This is a genomic window from Halopseudomonas sp. (assembly GCF_036961105.1).
In the GTDB taxonomy this organism is placed as follows: Bacteria; Pseudomonadota; Gammaproteobacteria; order Pseudomonadales; family Pseudomonadaceae; genus Halopseudomonas.
Map to the genome: position 1 here is coordinate 1 of NZ_JBALWW010000001.1, position 15,686 is coordinate 15,686.

The 15,686-nt window shown below is 59.6% G+C and carries 16 protein-coding genes and 1 tRNA gene; 9 read left to right on the forward strand and 8 right to left on the reverse strand.

The genetic code is table 11. The annotated features are described in order from the left end of the window. The first annotated feature begins 343 nt into the window (after positions 1–343). Positions 344–1,252, forward strand: coding sequence for a hypothetical protein (locus V7756_RS00005; protein ID WP_335608112.1), 909 nt, complete (start codon positions 344–346; stop codon positions 1,250–1,252). A 469-nt stretch (positions 1,253–1,721) separates the two neighbouring features. Here the strand turns inward: V7756_RS00005 and V7756_RS00010 are convergent. Beyond that, positions 1,722–1,798, reverse strand: a tRNA-Arg gene (locus V7756_RS00010). A gap of 321 nt (positions 1,799–2,119) precedes the next feature. Here V7756_RS00010 and V7756_RS00015 point away from each other — a divergent pair. Next, positions 2,120–2,554 carry a c-type cytochrome gene (locus V7756_RS00015; protein ID WP_335608113.1) on the forward strand — a complete coding sequence of 145 codons (435 nt, stop codon included), beginning with the start codon at positions 2,120–2,122 and terminating at the stop codon, positions 2,552–2,554. Between the two features lie 70 nt (positions 2,555–2,624). On the opposite strand, the gene rep is transcribed toward V7756_RS00015, so the two are convergent. Further along, positions 2,625–4,631 carry a DNA helicase Rep gene (gene rep, locus V7756_RS00020; protein ID WP_335608114.1) on the reverse strand — a complete coding sequence of 669 codons (2,007 nt, stop codon included), beginning with the start codon at positions 4,629–4,631 and terminating at the stop codon, positions 2,625–2,627. Positions 4,632–4,951: 320 nt separating this feature from the next. On the opposite strand from rep, the gene V7756_RS00025 reads away from it, so the two are divergent. Further along, entirely contained in the window at positions 4,952–6,661 is a 1,710-nt protein-coding gene (locus V7756_RS00025) for a putative bifunctional diguanylate cyclase/phosphodiesterase (RefSeq protein ID WP_442908927.1), read from the forward strand. Positions 6,662–6,839: 178 nt separating this feature from the next. On the opposite strand, the gene V7756_RS00030 is transcribed toward V7756_RS00025, so the two are convergent. Beyond that, the gene (locus tag V7756_RS00030; protein ID WP_335608116.1) at positions 6,840–8,348 is read right to left on the reverse strand and encodes a YifB family Mg chelatase-like AAA ATPase; all 1,509 of its coding nucleotides are present in this window, start codon (positions 8,346–8,348) and stop codon (positions 6,840–6,842) included. A 67-nt stretch (positions 8,349–8,415) separates the two neighbouring features. Then, a complete protein-coding gene (locus V7756_RS00035) occupies positions 8,416–8,661 on the reverse strand; it encodes an accessory factor UbiK family protein (protein ID WP_335608117.1) in 246 nt (81 codons plus the stop codon). A 334-nt stretch (positions 8,662–8,995) separates the two neighbouring features. Here V7756_RS00035 and V7756_RS00040 point away from each other — a divergent pair, with 334 nt between their 5' ends. From V7756_RS00040 to V7756_RS00065, 6 genes are all read left to right on the forward strand, one after another. Continuing rightward, a complete protein-coding gene (locus tag V7756_RS00040; RefSeq protein ID WP_335608118.1) occupies positions 8,996–9,154 on the forward strand; it encodes a hypothetical protein in 159 nt (52 codons plus the stop codon). Between the two features lie 56 nt (positions 9,155–9,210). After that, positions 9,211–9,549 (forward strand): P-II family nitrogen regulator, encoded by a 339-nt coding sequence (gene glnK / locus V7756_RS00045; protein ID WP_093396590.1) that lies wholly within the window; start codon positions 9,211–9,213, stop codon positions 9,547–9,549. A 53-nt stretch (positions 9,550–9,602) separates the two neighbouring features. Continuing rightward, the gene (locus tag V7756_RS00050; RefSeq protein WP_335608119.1) at positions 9,603–10,853 is read left to right on the forward strand and encodes an ammonium transporter; all 1,251 of its coding nucleotides are present in this window, start codon (positions 9,603–9,605) and stop codon (positions 10,851–10,853) included. A gap of 215 nt (positions 10,854–11,068) precedes the next feature. Next, on the forward strand, positions 11,069–11,530 hold the full coding sequence (locus V7756_RS00055; RefSeq protein ID WP_335608120.1) for a hypothetical protein: 462 nt from the start codon (positions 11,069–11,071) through the stop codon (positions 11,528–11,530). Positions 11,531–11,590: 60 nt separating this feature from the next. Continuing rightward, a complete protein-coding gene (locus V7756_RS00060) occupies positions 11,591–12,010 on the forward strand; it encodes a secondary thiamine-phosphate synthase enzyme YjbQ (RefSeq protein WP_335608121.1) in 420 nt (139 codons plus the stop codon). A gap of 160 nt (positions 12,011–12,170) precedes the next feature. After that, positions 12,171–12,473 (forward strand): hypothetical protein, encoded by a 303-nt coding sequence (locus tag V7756_RS00065; protein ID WP_335608122.1) that lies wholly within the window; start codon positions 12,171–12,173, stop codon positions 12,471–12,473. Between the two features lie 48 nt (positions 12,474–12,521). Here V7756_RS00065 and V7756_RS00070 read toward each other — a convergent pair whose 3' ends face one another. The 4 genes from V7756_RS00070 to dapF are packed head-to-tail and all read right to left on the reverse strand — an operon-like array spanning position 12,522 to position 15,685. Further along, the gene (locus V7756_RS00070) at positions 12,522–13,232 is read right to left on the reverse strand and encodes an HAD family hydrolase (protein WP_335608123.1); all 711 of its coding nucleotides are present in this window, start codon (positions 13,230–13,232) and stop codon (positions 12,522–12,524) included. Continuing rightward, positions 13,229–14,170: a tyrosine recombinase XerC gene (gene xerC, locus V7756_RS00075; RefSeq protein ID WP_335608124.1), complete on the reverse strand. Its 942-nt coding sequence runs from the start codon at positions 14,168–14,170 to the stop codon at positions 13,229–13,231. The genes V7756_RS00070 and xerC overlap by 4 nt, the downstream gene beginning before the upstream one ends. Further along, positions 14,154–14,858 (reverse strand): DUF484 family protein, encoded by a 705-nt coding sequence (locus tag V7756_RS00080; protein ID WP_335608125.1) that lies wholly within the window; start codon positions 14,856–14,858, stop codon positions 14,154–14,156. The genes xerC and V7756_RS00080 overlap by 17 nt, the downstream gene beginning before the upstream one ends. Further along, positions 14,855–15,685 carry a diaminopimelate epimerase gene (gene dapF / locus V7756_RS00085; protein WP_335608126.1) on the reverse strand — a complete coding sequence of 277 codons (831 nt, stop codon included), beginning with the start codon at positions 15,683–15,685 and terminating at the stop codon, positions 14,855–14,857. The genes V7756_RS00080 and dapF overlap by 4 nt, the downstream gene beginning before the upstream one ends. Position 15,686 lies beyond the last annotated feature (1 nt).

The window sequence follows — 15,686 nt, forward strand, 5'->3', positions numbered from 1 at the left end:
GCTCTATGGCCTCCCGTTTGAACTCCGGGCTGTATTGTTTGCGCTTGGACATGAACACTCCTATGACTCCGTACGAGTCTACTTGAAAGTGTCCGTGTTAGCGGGGTAGAACCCAACACTATCGATCCGCGACTTTGTTGAATGGGTTGAAACGCTAAACGCTCGCATCTCTGGAAACGCATTCATCACCCAGACTAACCTGGATCTTGTCAGGGTCGCGACGCCGCTCGACCGCTTGCCAGAGCAGGTCATCGCAGCCAACTGGCCGCAGGAAGGGTTTAAAACGAACCCACGGCTTCGATATCAAAGTGGACGGCAGGACCAGCCGAGCTACTCTCGACTGGTGGAGTGGGATCTTAAGGACTTCTACACCGATCCTGACGCAGGGAGTATGGTGTTTTCGGTAGCGCATCTCGATGGCTTAGTCGAGATGAACTACTGTCTTGGCGTAAGACGACTCATTACTTGCCAGACGGCTAACGTCACACTTGACGTGGAGTCAGCCCATGATCATTGGATGCCCTTGGCGGACTGGCTCTCTGAGCATAGTCCAACATTTTACGCTGCGGACAAGTCGTCGTTCGAAGGCATGAACAAAATGGCACCGCCACTACTCCAGTCGCTTTCGCTCGCTCCAGGCGACACGCAGTCGATCGATTGGACGGGATGTGAAATTAGAGTTGAGTTTCTGCCTAACGATAAATCACAAAAGACCCTGGAGCGGCGCGCTTTGCTCAATGGTTTGGCTACGGTTCAGGAGCACTTGGAGCGACACTTACTAACCTTGCCGGGTGTGCAGGCAATTTTCTACGATCATCGAACCGGCGAAGCAGCTGACTACATTTGCGTTACTCGTAATGAAGGTGATCAAGTTAGTGTGGACTTCTATCACTGCAAGGGTGCGGGTGGGCCTGCTAATGAGGGCCGGGTAGGAGATGTATACGAAGTCGCCGGCCAACTGGTCAAATGCGCCTACTACTGTGATGTAACGACCTTACTTGGTCACATGAAGTCCCGTATGAACCCGGCGAGGCACAGCTTACCTTCCTATTTTGTCACTGGAACGATGGAGGAGGTTGACGCGCTACTCACCTCGACCCTGCCCACCAAACTGAGCTTCTGCGTCGTTGGAGTACAGCCCGGCATTCGCCGGACGATGGTGAGCGAGCGTCTGGCTGATCTCATGGCATTTTGTATCAGTTATGCACGGGGAGGTGGCACAGCTAAGGCCTACTGGCTCGTTAGTGAGTAGCGGATGGACTGTGACGCCATACAGCAGTAATTTTATGGACGGTGCGGTGGTCATCGTCGGAGCCGAGTCACGTCATCACTGACGTAATTTTGAAGCCTGCACAAAAGGAATAGATTTAATCGGTCCCAACGGGTCGCTTCTGGCCGATATCTGCATGCGGCCAAAGACTTCGATCAGCCAAAAAAAGTGTAATGAGCCACATGAATTACTTCGTGCCAGATGCTTTTGTGCCAAATCTGAGGCAATACTCAAATAAGCCACGCATTCACTCATCACAAAAACCAGGTGGGCGCGATTTGGGCACGATCTGGGCACTGAAGACTTTGAAGGTTGTGCTCGCGATTTGAGCTAGATGTCGTGCTTTTCAGCATTCGCACGACGGATAATTGAGTATTGGCTGAGTGGGGCGGTGATCAATGCTTGATCTTGTCGATTCTGAGATCGTGCAAGCTGCTGATTTTAAAGGAAGTGGCGCACCCGACAGGATTCGAACCTGTGACCCCCGCCTTCGGAGGGCGGTACTCTATCCAGCTGAGCTACGGGTGCATATAGGTAAAGCGGGGTCATTTTGACCTCTAGCCGCACCGTGGCACAAGTGACTGAGTATTGCCTTCGGAGGGCGGTACTCTATCCAGCTGAGCTACGGGTGCGTGGTGTGAAACGCGGGGGGCACGCGGTGGTGGGCCGGGTTTCAGCGCCGCAATGATACGCAACGGGCGGGCTGTCGTCCATGCCTGTGCGGTGATTCGCCGCGCGTCTGTGGGTAATGGCTATTTTGTCGCTTGCGGGTTTCCCGGTATACTCGCGCACATTGTCCGGGCAATGCACTTGGGCGCGACTCTTATAGCCATGATGAGGATGTATAAGGTGATGACTTTGAGAAAGATTCTGCTGGCCTCGGCGGCCATGCTGGTGGTGGTAGCGGGTAACGCCTTTGCAGCAACGGCCAATGAAGAGGCCATGGCCGAGCGTCTCAAGCCCTACGGGACTGTGTGTCTGGTGGGTGACCCTTGTGCCGAAGAAGTCGCTGGTGGCGGCGCAGCGGCTGGTGGCGGTCCGCGTACCGGCGAAGAGGTTTTTGGTAAATTCTGTACTGCCTGCCACGGTACCGGTGTACTGGGTGCGCCTAAATCTGGCGATGCGTCTGCCTGGCAGGCCCGCCTGGACTCCCACGGTGGTGACTTTGATGCGCTGCTGCAGTCTGCGATCAATGGCCTGAACGCCATGCCGCCCAAGGGCACCTGTGCCGATTGCTCGGATGAAGAGCTGCTCAACGCTATTCATCACATGTCCGGCCTCTGATCATTCAGCTGCTGTGACCAGAACGCCCCGCTGATGCGGGGCGTTTTTCGTTGCAGGCTGGTAGTGAGGTTTAGCGGTTAAGCAGGCCGCGCAGGTTGGAAAGTGCCGCTTGGCCGCGGGCCTGCTTTTCTTCGGCGGGGGCTTCTTCGGTGCCTTCCCACTCCAGGTCTTCGCTGGGGATCTCTTCCAGAAAGCGGCTCGGCAGGCAGTCGAAGACTTCGCCAAACTGCCGGCGCTTGGCGGCGAAGGTGAAGGTCAAGGTCTTGCGCGCGCGGGTGATGCCCACATAGGCCAGGCGGCGCTCTTCTTCCACGCTGTCGGCTTCGATGCTGGAGCGGTGCGGCAGTATTTCTTCTTCCATACCCATGATGAACACGTGCGGGTATTCCAGGCCCTTGGAGGCGTGCAGGGTCATCAGCTGCACCCGATCATTGTCTTCTTCCTCTTCCTGCCGCTCCAGCATGTCGCGCAGTACCAGCTTGGCGATGGCGTCTTCGATGCTGGTTTCGCCGCTTTCGTCCTTCTCTACAATGCTCTTGAGCGAGTCGAGCAAAAACCAGACGTTGCCCATGCGCTTGGCGGCGATCTCGTCACTGGAGCAGTTCTGGCGAATCCAGTTTTCGTAGTCCAGGTCGAGAATCATTTGCCGCAGGGCGTCGATCGGATCTTCCTTGCTGCAGCGCATGCGCACGCCGTCCATCCAGTGGATGAAGCGTTGCAGCTTCTCTGCGTAGCGGTTGTCCAGACGCTCGCTCAGGCCGGTTTCGGTGCAGGCCTGATACATGCTGACGCCGCGCTCATTGGCGTAGGTGCCGAGCTTTTCCAGCGTGGCCGGGCCGATCTCGCGGCGCGGGACGTTGATCACGCGTAGCAGCGCGTTGTCGTCATCCTGATTGACCAGCAGGCGAAAGTACGACATCAGATCCTTCACCTCCTGACGGGCAAAGAAACTGGTGCCGCCAGACAGATGATAGGGCACCTGATGATGCTGCAGCTTGAGTTCGATCAGCCGCGCCTGATGGTTGCCGCGATACAGAATGGCAAAGTCGCGCCAGGCACGTTTGTGCTGCAAGTGCTGATTCTGGATTTCTACGGCCACCCGCTCGGCTTCGGCCTCTTCGTTACGGCAGCGAATCACGCGCAGGGGGTCGCCATAGCCCAGCTCACTCCACAGCTGCTTCTCGAACACGTGCGGGTTGTTGGCGATCAGTGTATTGGCCGCGCGCAGTATGCGGCTGGTGGAGCGGTAGTTCTGCTCCAGCATGACTACCTTGAGCGCGGGGAAGTCGTCCTTCAGCTGCGCCAGATTCTCCGGCCGTGCGCCGCGCCAGGCATAGATCGATTGGTCGTCATCGCCCACAACCGTGAAGCGTGCCTGCTGACCGACGAGCATCTTTACCAGCAGGTACTGGCTAGCGTTGGTGTCCTGGTATTCATCCACCAACATGTAGCGAATGCGAAACTGCCACTTTTCCAGAATGTCCGGGTGGTCGCGAAACAGCACCACCGGAATCAGAATCAGATCGTCGAAGTCGACCGCGTTGTAGGCCTTTAGCGTGCGCTGATAGTGGATGTAGACGCTGGCGGCGGTCTGGTCCTGCGGAGTCTTGGCCTGGGCCAGGGCTTCATCCGGCAGGATCAGGTCGTTTTTCCAGGAAGAAATCCTGTTCTGTATCCCGTCGATGCCATCATCGGCGCCATAGTCGCGGCGCATCAGATCGGTAATCAGCGCCAGGGCATCTTGTTGATCGAAGATCGAGAATCCGGGCTTGTAGCCCAGGCGCTGGTGCTCCTTGCGGATGATGTTCAGCCCCAGGTTGTGGAAGGTCGATACGGTCAGGCCCCGCGCATCCGGGCCCTTGATCAACTGACCGACCCGTGCCTTCATCTCACGCGCCGCCTTGTTGGTAAAGGTTACGGCGATGATGTGCTGCGCGCGGATGCCGCATTCCTTTACCAGATAGGCGATCTTGCGGGTGATTACGCTGGTCTTGCCACTGCCCGCGCCAGCCAGTACCAGCAGCGGCCCGCTGATGTACTCGACGGCTTCCTGTTGACGGGGGTTGAGGCTTGCCACTGGTCGGGTCTCCTGCGCTGGGGGTGGGCAATAGTAGCAGTTTTTGCTCAACTGGCCCTGTAATAGCCAAACGCTAGACTTGGTTAATAGCCAGAATTTCGCTATAACTGGCTTTATAAAAGCGTCGTATATAACTAAATTTAAAAGAAACTTGTTTTTTGGGGTGTTCTGAATCGATTGCCTGCAGCGCTTAAAGTTGCGCTGGAGGCAAGCAAGACCCGAAATAAATCATATAGATAGCAGTGGGTTGCGGTGGCGTTGCGGCGGGGAGCCGGCGCCGAATGATTCGGATATTGTCCTGATCCTTGGGGGATCGCTAGTTGAGCGCTGAGAGTCCAACACAGCGAATTGTGCTACTTGATACCGATCACGGTGCCTTTGTGCAGCTGTGCAGACGGCTGTCTGCGGTGAAAAGTAGGGCGTTTGTGCTGGAACGTCAGGAAAATTGGCACATCCTGCAGACTCAGATCAATCGCGGAGAGGTTCAAGCGGTGCTCTCGAGGGCAGAAAACCTGGCATTGCTGGCCAACTGCGGCGTGCCGGTTATTCATCTCGCGGCGGAGCCTGACTTTGATCGCGTCAAGGCTGGCGATCACGACTCATTATGGGAGCAGGCAAGCAGCAGCGAGATAGTGCGCTGTTTTCAGTACGCCATCGAGCGCCATCAGCTGCGCTCGGCACTGGATCACGCCGCCAGCTATGACGCGCTGACCGGTACCTGCAACCGGCAGATGTTTCAGGACCGGCTCAAGCAAGGCATGCGCCGCGCGCTGCGCACCAATCAACCGCTGGCCGTCTTCTTCATCGATCTTGATAACTTCCGTCACGTTAACGATACCCTGGGTCATAGTGCAGGCGATGCCATCATTTGCGAGGTGGTAGAACGTCTGCGCAGTGTGCTGCGCAACACCGACACCATCGGCCGCATGGGCAGCGACGAATTTGCGCTGGTGATCGAAGACTACGCCACCGCCAGCAACCTCTTGCAGATTGCCCAGAAGGTCACCAATGAAATGGCCGAACCCTTCACCGTAAATCGGGAAGGCCTGTTGCTGGGTTGCAGTGTGGGCATCGCTACCTACCCGGAAGGCGGTCAGACGGTCGACAGCCTGCTGTTGCACGCCAACCTCGCCATGCTGCAGGCCAAGGGGCAGCGGGGCTGTAATTTCCATTTCTACGATGAGCGTATCAATCTGCAGGCCCACAGCCTCATCGAGTTCGAGTCTTCCCTGCGCCAGGCATTGCGCCGTGGCGAGTTCGAGCTGCATTACCAGCCGCGGGTGGAGCTGAGTACGGGCAACATTGTCGGGCTGGAAGGGCTGATTCGCTGGCGTCACCCGGAGCGCGGCCTGCTCGGTCCCAACGAGTTTATCCCGCTGGCGGAAGAGACCGGACTCATTGTGCCCATGGGCTACTGGGTTATTGCCCGGGCCTGCCACGACCTGGCCCGGCTGCAGAAGATGGGCTCGGCGCCTGTGCATGTGGCCGTCAATATGTCGTTCCGTCAATTTCAGGACAGCCGGCTGCTGTCGACCGTGAAACGCCTGCTGGAGCGCACTGGCATCGATCCGCACTGGTTGGAGTTCGAGCTGACCGAGACCGCCGTGATGCAGCAGCCCGAACAGGTGCTGATGACCATGGACGGCATGACCGGGCTGGGCGTGCGCTTCTCGCTGGATGATTTTGGCACCGGCTTTTCGTCATTCGTGCACCTGCACAGCCTGCCAATCAATCTGCTGAAAATTGACCGCAGCTTCGTCAAGGGGATTGCCGAGCGTACCGCGGACCGTCAGCTGGTGGGCGCCATGATCGATATGGGGCACAGTCTGGGTCTGGAAGTGGTGGCCGAAGGTGTGGAGCATCGCGAGCAACTTGAGGTTCTGCGCAGTCTGGGTTGCGAGCAGGTGCAGGGCTACTTCATCAGCCCGGCGCTGAGCTTCGATGAGCTGTGTTATTTCATGGATGCGTACAGCATGGGGCGCGATGAGGCTCTGAAGGTAAGCGACAAGATCACCTCGTTGCTTAGCTGAGGCCTGCACCGCAACGGCAGGGAAATAGCGAGGCGACTATCGGCTTTGCTGGCGCCATGCTATTCAAAACCGACGCCGCCCCGCTGCGACCTACTATAGTGCATCTTTGGCGTTCGGCCAGTCCTTGTCTTCCTCCCTTCGAGCCCGCTACCGTTCCGAGCCGTGGCTGGTTGAAAGTTCACACGCCCTGGCTGCGATCCAACTGGCGATACTGCAAGGCTTCGGCGAGGTGCGCGCGGGCAATAGCCGAGGTGCCGGCGAGGTCGGCGATAGTGCGAGCTACCTTCAGCGTGCGGTGGCTGGCGCGACGGGACAGCCCCAGGCGCTCTATGGCCTTCTCTAGCCAGCGCGCATCCTCTTCAGCCAGACTGCAGAAATCACGCAAACCATCCAGCCCAAGATGCGCATTCAGGCCCTGCTGGCGAGCTGCTTGGCGGTCTCGTGCTGCCAGAACCTGGGCAGCGGCAGTGGCGCTGTCAGGCTCGCCGGCCGCGTATTCGTGGCTCAGCGAAAAGGGCTCGTTGTGCATCGCCAGGTGCAAGTCTATGCGGTCCAGCAGCGGTCCAGAGAGCTTTCCGCGGTAGCGCTGCACTTGCTCCGGTGTGCAACGGCAGCGCCCGCTGGGGTCGCCCTGAAAGCCGCAGGGGCAGGGATTCATCGCGGCAATCAGTTGGAAGCGTGCGGGGAAGGTTAGTTGCTCACGCGCACGGGCGATATGGATGCAGCCCGACTCCATTGGCTCGCGCAGCATCTCCAGTACCTTGCGATCAAACTCCGGCAGCTCATCGAGAAAGAGCACGCCGTTGTGCGCCTGACTGATCTCGCCCGGCCTGGGTTGGCTGCCACCGCCGACCAATGCCGCTGCCGATGCACCATGATGTGGCGCCCGGAATGGCCGGCCTGGCCAGCAGGTCAAGGGAGTGCGGTCGCACACCGATTGAATGGCGGCCACTTCCAGCGCTTCCTGTTCCTGCAAAGGCGGCAGTATGCCGGGCAGCCGGCTGGCCAGGAGTGTTTTGCCGGTACCGGGTGGGCCGAACAGCAAGAGATTGTGGCCACCGCTGGCCGCGACGATCAGCGCGCGCTTGGCCTGTTGCTGGCCTTGTACCTCGCACAGATCCGCCAACTTGAGCGCTGGCATCGGCGGCGCAGGCGCAACCGCCGGCAGGCTTTGCTCGTTGCGCAGATGCTCACAGAGCGCCAGCAGATGATCCGCGGCTATCAGCTCCACGCCGTTGACCAGGGCGGCTTCGGCCGCATTGGCGCGCGGCAGAATCAAGGTTCTGCCCGCGTCGCGGCAGGCCAGCGCAACCGGTAGTACACCCTGAACCGGGCGCAGCTCGCCGGACAGCGCCAGCTCGCCAATGCATTCGCAGTCCGCCAAGGCCTGCGCGGGAATCTGGCCGCTGGCGGCCAGCAGTCCCAGGGCTATGGCCAGATCAAAGCGTCCCCCTTCTTTGGGCAGGTCTGCGGGCGCCAGATTGATGGTGATGCGCTTGAGGCTGGGGAAGTCGAGCTGGGCATTCTGCAGCGCGCTGCGCACTCGGTCCTTGCTTTCACGCACGGCGGTTTCCGGCAGGCCCACCAGCGTAAGGCTGGGCATGCCGTTGGCCAGGTGCACTTCCACACTGACAGGAGGGGCCTGGATACCCAAGCGGGCGCGGCTGTGGACTATCGCCAGTGACATGATCACTCCTTGATCGTCAAGTCTGGTGCCTGATACAGCCGGGATCAGGCGTTGGGGGTACTCTAGTTTATCGGTTTTTCTGTTCCAGCTCGGCAACCCGAGCTTCCAGCGCTTCAAGGCGTTCACGGGTGCGCATCAGCACCACCTGTTGGGTGTCGAACTCGTCACGGCTGACTACGTCGAGCTTGCTCAAGGCGTTCTGCACCAGCGCTTTGAGATGCTTCTCGATCTCCGGGGCGGGCAAGCCTTTTTCGCTCATCAACAATTTGCTGGCCTGGCTGCTGACGGCATCAATCACAAGTTTGTGCAGCATACGCTGGTACCCGTGGCAATGGTTGGGATGGCACGGGCTGGCGCCCGGCGTGGCCCTGTAGTGTAGCACCGCGTGCGCACAGATCGAAACGCGCGCCCTGATTGTGCGCCGAATCTGCGCGCGCACTATGGCTGTGCACTACGCTGGTGCATGAAGCTGTGTCTTAGTGCACCTTTACCCTGCGGGTATTTTACAACCCAATGATTTAGAAGGAAAAAACAAAATTGGCAGGCTTTCTGCAAAGCGTCCTGTAGCTGACGGCGGTGAGCGTCCCTGCTACAGGGCGGCACTCCATGGCAGCCAGGACAGTGTGAATCACATCGGGAGCATAACAATGAAGCGTTTGACCCTGGCTAATTCGGCCATCGCTCTGAGCGCCACGGACTTGCCATATGCCGATACAGATATGAGCTCGGATGAATGTACCGGCTTTGCTGGTGATTCTGACCACTGCGACAGCGCTTTTGTATTGTCCGTTTCTAAAAGCCTCTAACTCGGCATAGACTTGTCCTGTCCCCCAGGGCAGTCCATTACCACGGGAGTATCAAAATGAAACTAGTAACGGCTGTAATCAAGCCCTTCAAACTGGATGACGTGCGTGAAGCCTTGTCCGAGATTGGTGTGCAGGGCATCACTGTGACAGAGGTCAAGGGTTTTGGCCGGCAGAAGGGTCACACCGAGCTGTACCGCGGCGCGGAATACGTTGTTGATTTTCTGCCCAAGGTAAAAATCGACGTAGCCATCGGCGACGACATGCTTGACCGCGTGATCGAGGCCATCACCAAGGCTGCCAACACCGGCAAGATCGGCGACGGCAAGATCTTCGTGGTCAACCTCGAGCAGGCAATCCGCATCCGTACCGGCGAAACCGATACCGACGCCATCTAAGCCACGTTCTTCACAGAATGCAGTAAAAAAGCCTATATGGGGGGCTTAAAAAAATGGAAGACATCGTACAAATCAAGTACGCACTTGATACGTTCTACTTTCTGGTTTGCGGCGCGCTGGTCATGTGGATGGCGGCAGGTTTTGCCATGCTCGAAGCCGGTCTGGTACGAGCCAAGAACACTACGGAAATCCTCACCAAGAACGTGGCCCTGTACGCTATCGCGTGCACCATGTATCTGCTGATCGGTTACCACATCATGTATTCCAGCCCGGAAGGCGGTATCTTCCCGAGCTTTGGGGTGCTGATTGGTGCTGAAAACACCGTTGAAGACGTACTCGCCGGTGGTGACGATGCACCTTACTACTCGGTAGCCTCGGACTTCTTCTTCCAGGTAGTCTTCGTCGCCACTGCCATGTCCATCGTTTCCGGTGCCGTGGCCGAGCGCATGAAGCTGTTCTCCTTCCTGGTGTTCGCGGTGATCATGACGGGCTTCATCTACCCGATCCAGGGTTTCTGGAAATGGGGCGGTGGCTTCCTGAACGCTGCGGGCTTCCTGGACTTTGCAGGCTCCGGGGTGGTTCACCTGACCGGTGCTACCGCTGCACTGGCTGGCGTATTGCTGCTGGGTGCTCGTAAGGGCAAGTACGGTTCCAACGGTCAGATCAGTGCCATTCCCGGTGCCAACCTGCCGCTGGCTACGCTGGGTATGTTCATCCTGTGGCTGGGCTGGTTCGGTTTCAACGGCGGTTCGCAGTTGGTTATCTCCAACATCTCCGACGCCAACGCCGTTGCGCAGATCTTCCTGAACACCAATGCTGCAGCAGCCGGTGGCCTGATTGCCGGTCTGGTAGTGGCACGCATCCTGTTCGGTAAAGCTGATTTGACCATGGCCCTCAACGGCGCGCTGGCTGGCCTGGTTGCCATCACCGCCGAGCCGTTGACCCCTGGTGGTCTGCAGGCGACGCTGATTGGTGCAGTTGGCGGTGTGATCGTGGTCTTCGCTGTCCTCGCGCTGGACAAACTGAAGATTGATGATCCGGTCGGTGCCATCTCCGTCCACGGTGTGGTCGGTATCTGGGGTTTGCTGGCTGTCTGCCTGACCAACGGCGATGCTTCTCTGAAAGCACAGCTGCTGGGCATCGTGGTCATATTCCTGTGGGTATTCATCTCCAGCCTGATCGTGTGGAGCATCATCAAACTGGTGATGGGCCTGCGCGTCAGCGAAGAAGAAGAGTACGAAGGCGTCGATATCTCCGAGTGCGGTATGGAAGCCTATCCGGAGTTCACCAGCAGCAAGAAATAAGCTGACTGGGCACTATCGGAAGTAACAAGAAGGGCGCCCATTGGGCGCCCTTCTTCGTTCCGTTCTCAGCCATCGTGGCCGCTATTGGTCTTAATCATTAGAAACCCCAGGTTGCAGGCGACACTGAACTTGCCAGCCTCTGCGCGGCCAAAAAACTATCTACTCACGACATCTACTCAGTGCGAGTGATTTTTGGCGCAACAGCAGGAGGCTTGATGAAAGCGGAAACCTATCGGGACGTAATTGAATGGACCCAGCACTTGCATGGCGAGCTGGCAACGCGACTGGAGACTGGCGCGGTCGATGCGCGCACGTCGGAGCGTTTGCGTCTGCTGCTTGAGTACCTTGCCGAGCATGAACGGCGCATGCAGGAAATGGTGCAACGCTTTGAGGAAAAGGCGGATATCAAGATTCTCGACAGCTGGCTCTATGATCACTTCACCGACAACCCGCGTATCCGCGCGCTGGATGCAGGCAAGAGCTTCGCTGGAATGAGTTACGAGGAGATCAGCGCCATGGTCTTTGACATGCACAACGATGCGCTGGAGCTGTATCGCTATCTTGCTGGCCGCGCCGAAACAGCTGACGGGCGCGAACTGATGCAGGAGCTGCTGGCCATGGAAGAGCACGAAACCCTGCGCTTGGCCGAGCAGGCGCAGCGTGCGCAGGAGATGTAATCGGGCATTGTAAGGCTGCGTGATACGCTATCGGCTTCTGCGGATTCACAGGAAACACCCATGTGGTTACAAAAGCGCATACAGCTGAAACCGCGTGCGCGCGGCTTCCATCTGATCGACCGCGAGGTGCTCGGCGCACTGCCCGAGCTGGCGTCGATAAGCACCGGCCTGCTCCACCTCTGGCTGCAGCACACCTCCGCCTCGCTGACCGTCAACGAAAATGCCGACCCGCTGGTGCGGGAAGACTTTGAAGCCTTTTTTCGCCGCGCCGTGCCGGACGATACACCCTACTTCAAGCACACCTATGAAGGCCCGGACGACATGACCGCGCATATCAAGTCCAGCCTGCTGGGTGTGCAGCTCAGCATTCCGGTGAGCGACGGCCGTCTGGCGATGGGCACCTGGCAGGGTATCTACCTGGGCGAACATCGCGTTGATGCCGGAAGCCGCCATGTGCTTGCCACCTTGCAGGGCGAATAGACGCGCCGGTATCCCGACTGGCTGACCGAGGGCGCACCCTCAGTAATCCTCCAGCGCCCCTCTAGCACCGGGCACAGCGCCAAAAAAATGTGCGCTGGGACTAGCCAAATCACCCGGATGCGCTATATATAGCGTGTTTTCCCTTGGGAGGGTGTGGGGCATGAGTGACGATATGGACGATGATCTGGACGGCGTTGAAGACACCGAGGTCAGCGATCAGCTGGATGACAGCGATGACGATTCCGATGGTGAAGTAGTAACCAGCAAGCCGCGCAAGAAAAACGCCCAGCCCGAAGAGCTGGAAAGCGCGTCGCTGGAGGCCAAGGAGCGCGAGCGTGAAATGCTGGCACGGCAGATGGAAGAGTTTCTGTCCCGTGGTGGCAAGGTGCAGGAAATCGACTCCAACGTGGTGTCAGATCCGCCGCGTAAGCCGGACAATAAGTACGGCAGCCGTCCCATCTAAGGCACTGTCCCAGTGCGTGCACCGCCGTTCTCAGGCGGTGCCTTGCGCCTAGCGCTTGGCGTACTTCACGTAGCGGTTGAGCCAGGGCGGGATCTCGCTCAGGCAGCGTACCTCGCCGTGCGGGCGCGGTTGCTGTGGCCAGGCCTTGCCCTGCGGGTTGAACCACAGGGTATGCATGCCCACATCTAGTGCGCCCTGAATATCGTCGCCTGGATGGTCGCCAATATGCAGCGCCTGCGCAGGTTCCACGCCGGCAGCCTGTAGCGCCGCGCGAAAGGGCGCTGCGTCGGGCTTGCTCAAGCCTACCTCGTCGGCCGACACGATAATCTTGAAAAAGCGATCCAGCCCCAGCCGGCGCACATCGGCGTTGCCATTGGAGATGCTTGCCAGCTGGTATTGCCGCGACAGCAACTCCAGCACCAGTTCCACATGCGGAAAGTACTCCAGCTGGTGGCGCGCATCGAGGAACACTTTGAAGCCCTGCGCCGCCAGCTCGCTGGCCTGCTCGTCGCTGTAGCCGGCCTTGCGCAAACCCAGCTCCAGCACGGCGATGCGCAGCGGCGTTACGCGGTGGCGCAGCTCGGGCTGCGCGGCCAGGACTTCATCACGCAACACCTTGCGAGCGTCGGCATCCAGCTTCTGCGCGAACAGCGGGGCATGTTTCTCCAGCCAGCGCAGTAGAACCTGTTCGGCGGCCACCACCACGCTTTCGGTTTCCCACAGGGTGTTGTCCAGGTCGAAGGTAACAAGTTGAATCATTCGGTATCCGCTTTGCGTTTGGCGCGCGGGTGGGCCTTGTCGTAGACCTGCGCGAGATGTTGAAAGTCCAGATGAGTGTAGATCTGGGTGGTGCTGATATCGGCGTGGCCCAGCAGCTCCTGCACGGCGCGCAGATCGCCGGATGACTCCAGCATGTGGCTGGCAAAGGAATGCCGCAGCATGTGCGGATGCAGATGCTGGCCGATGCGCTCCACGCCACGGCGGCGCACGCGCAGCTGAATGGCTCTGGGCGTCAGCCGGGTACCGCGCTGGCTGACAAAGATCGGCTGCGCCGGACCGGGCAAGGCAGGGCGCACGGCAAGCCAGGCCTGCAGCGCGCTGCGCGCCATGCGGCCGACCGGCAGCAGGCGGGTTTTATTGCCCTTGCCCAGTACCCGTACTTCGCCCTGTTGCAGGTCCAGATCGGCCACATCCAGTCCGGCCAGTTCGGCCAGACGCAGACCCGAGGAATAGAACAGCTCCAGCATGGCCTGGTCGCGCAATTGCAGCCAGTCGGGGTCGCCATTGTCGTCGAGCAACCGCCCGGCCAGGTCGGCATCCAGCGTCTTGGGCAGTTTCTTGCCGGCCTTGGGTGCGCGCAGGTCCAGCGCCGGATTGAGTTGGCAGCGACGCTCGCGCAACAGGTAACGGTAGAAACTGCGGATGGCGCTGAGCTGGCGCTGCAGGCTGCGCGGTGAAATACCGTGCTGATGCTGCTGGGCAACGTAAAGGCGCAACTGCTGCGCGGTGACTTGACCCCAGGCACTCAGCTGGCGCTGCTGGCGAAACAGCAGCAACTGCTGCAGATCGTGGGCGTAGGCTTCGAGGGTGCGCGGCGAGAGCTGGCGCTCGGTGCTCAGGTGGCGCAGATAAGCGTCGATATCGCTATCGGTTGCCGGTACCGCTGGGGTGCCGGCGGCCTCAGGTGTGAGCTTCATCGGCCAGCGGGCGTTGGCGCAGGAGAATGCGGGCAAGCGCGTCGGCCACATAGCCGAGGAACAGGGTGCCGGTGGCGCTGCGGTATTGCTGCGGGTCTTTGCTGCCGAGTGCCAGCACGCCGTGCAGCCCCTGGTGGCTGATGGGCGCGAAGGCGGTGGAGGCGACCTCGTCGCCCGCTTCGCCAAACAGAAAGCGCAGCTCGTCCGGGCATAGCGCGCCGCTGACCGGCTTGCCGTTGTCCAGCAGGTGGCCGATGGCCTCCTTGGCGGCAGCGTGGGTCACACAATGGGCGTTACTGTAGCGGTCGGCTTCGGTAAACAGAATCAGGCACACATAGGGCACCTGAAAATCATTGCGCAGGCTGTCCTCCAGGCTGGCGATCACCTGTTCCAGGCTTTGCGCCTCCAGCATGCCGAGAATCAGTCGGCGGCTCTTGTCGAACAGCCGGTCGTTCTCGCGGGCGGTATCCATCAACTGGTTCAGCCGGTGACGCACATCGATGTTGCGTTCGCGCAGCAGCTTTACCTGACGCTCGACCAGTGAAACGGCCTGTCCGCGTTCATGCGGGATGATCAGGTCGGCCAGCAACTCGTCGTGCTCGGCGAAGAAGGCCGGGTGGCGGCGCAGGAAGTCGGCGACCTGCTCGGCATCGATCTCGTCGCTGGGGTGCGGCTGTTGCTCGCTCATACGCGTATCTGTCCCTCGTAGACCCGGGCAGCCGGGCCGGTCATCAGTACGGGTTGGCCGGGGCCGGCCCATTCGATCTGCAGGTTGCCGCCCGGCAGTTGAATCTGTACCGGCGAGCGTAACAGACCCAGGCGGATGCCGGCGACTGCTGCGGCGCAGGCGCCAGTGCCACAGGCCTGGGTTTCGCCCACGCCGCGCTCGAACACCCGAAGGCGCGCGTGCTCGGGGTCGATCACCTGCATAAAGCCGGCGTTGACCTTGCGCGGGAAGCGCGCATGCGCCTCGATCTGTGCGCCCAGGCGTTCCAGCATGCCATTGTTGACGTCTTCGACCAGAGTGACGCAGTGCGGGTTGCCCATGGACACCGCAGAGACCATCAATTGCTCGCCGCCAACCTCGAGCGGATACTGGGTGGCTTCCTGCTCGGCAATGAAGGGCACCTCTGCCGGAGCGAAGCGCGGCGCGCCCATGTCGACCGTGACCTGGCCGTCGCGGCGCACGCGCAAGGTGATGGGGCCGCCGCTGGTTTCCACGTGAATGACTTTCTTGGCGGTCAGGCGTTTGTCCTGCACAAAGCGGGCAAAGCAGCGCGCGCCGTTGCCGCATTGCTCCACCTCGCTGCCATCGGCGTTGTAGATCCGATAGCGAAAGTCGGTGTCCGGGTCGTTTGGCGGCTCGACTACCAGCAACTGATCGAAACCGATCCCGGTGTGGCGATCACTCCATTGGCGAATCTGCCGGGCAGAGAGCTGCGCGTGCTGGGTGACCAGATCAATGACCATGAAGTCATTGCCCAGCCCATGCATTTTGGTGAATCGCAGCAGCATG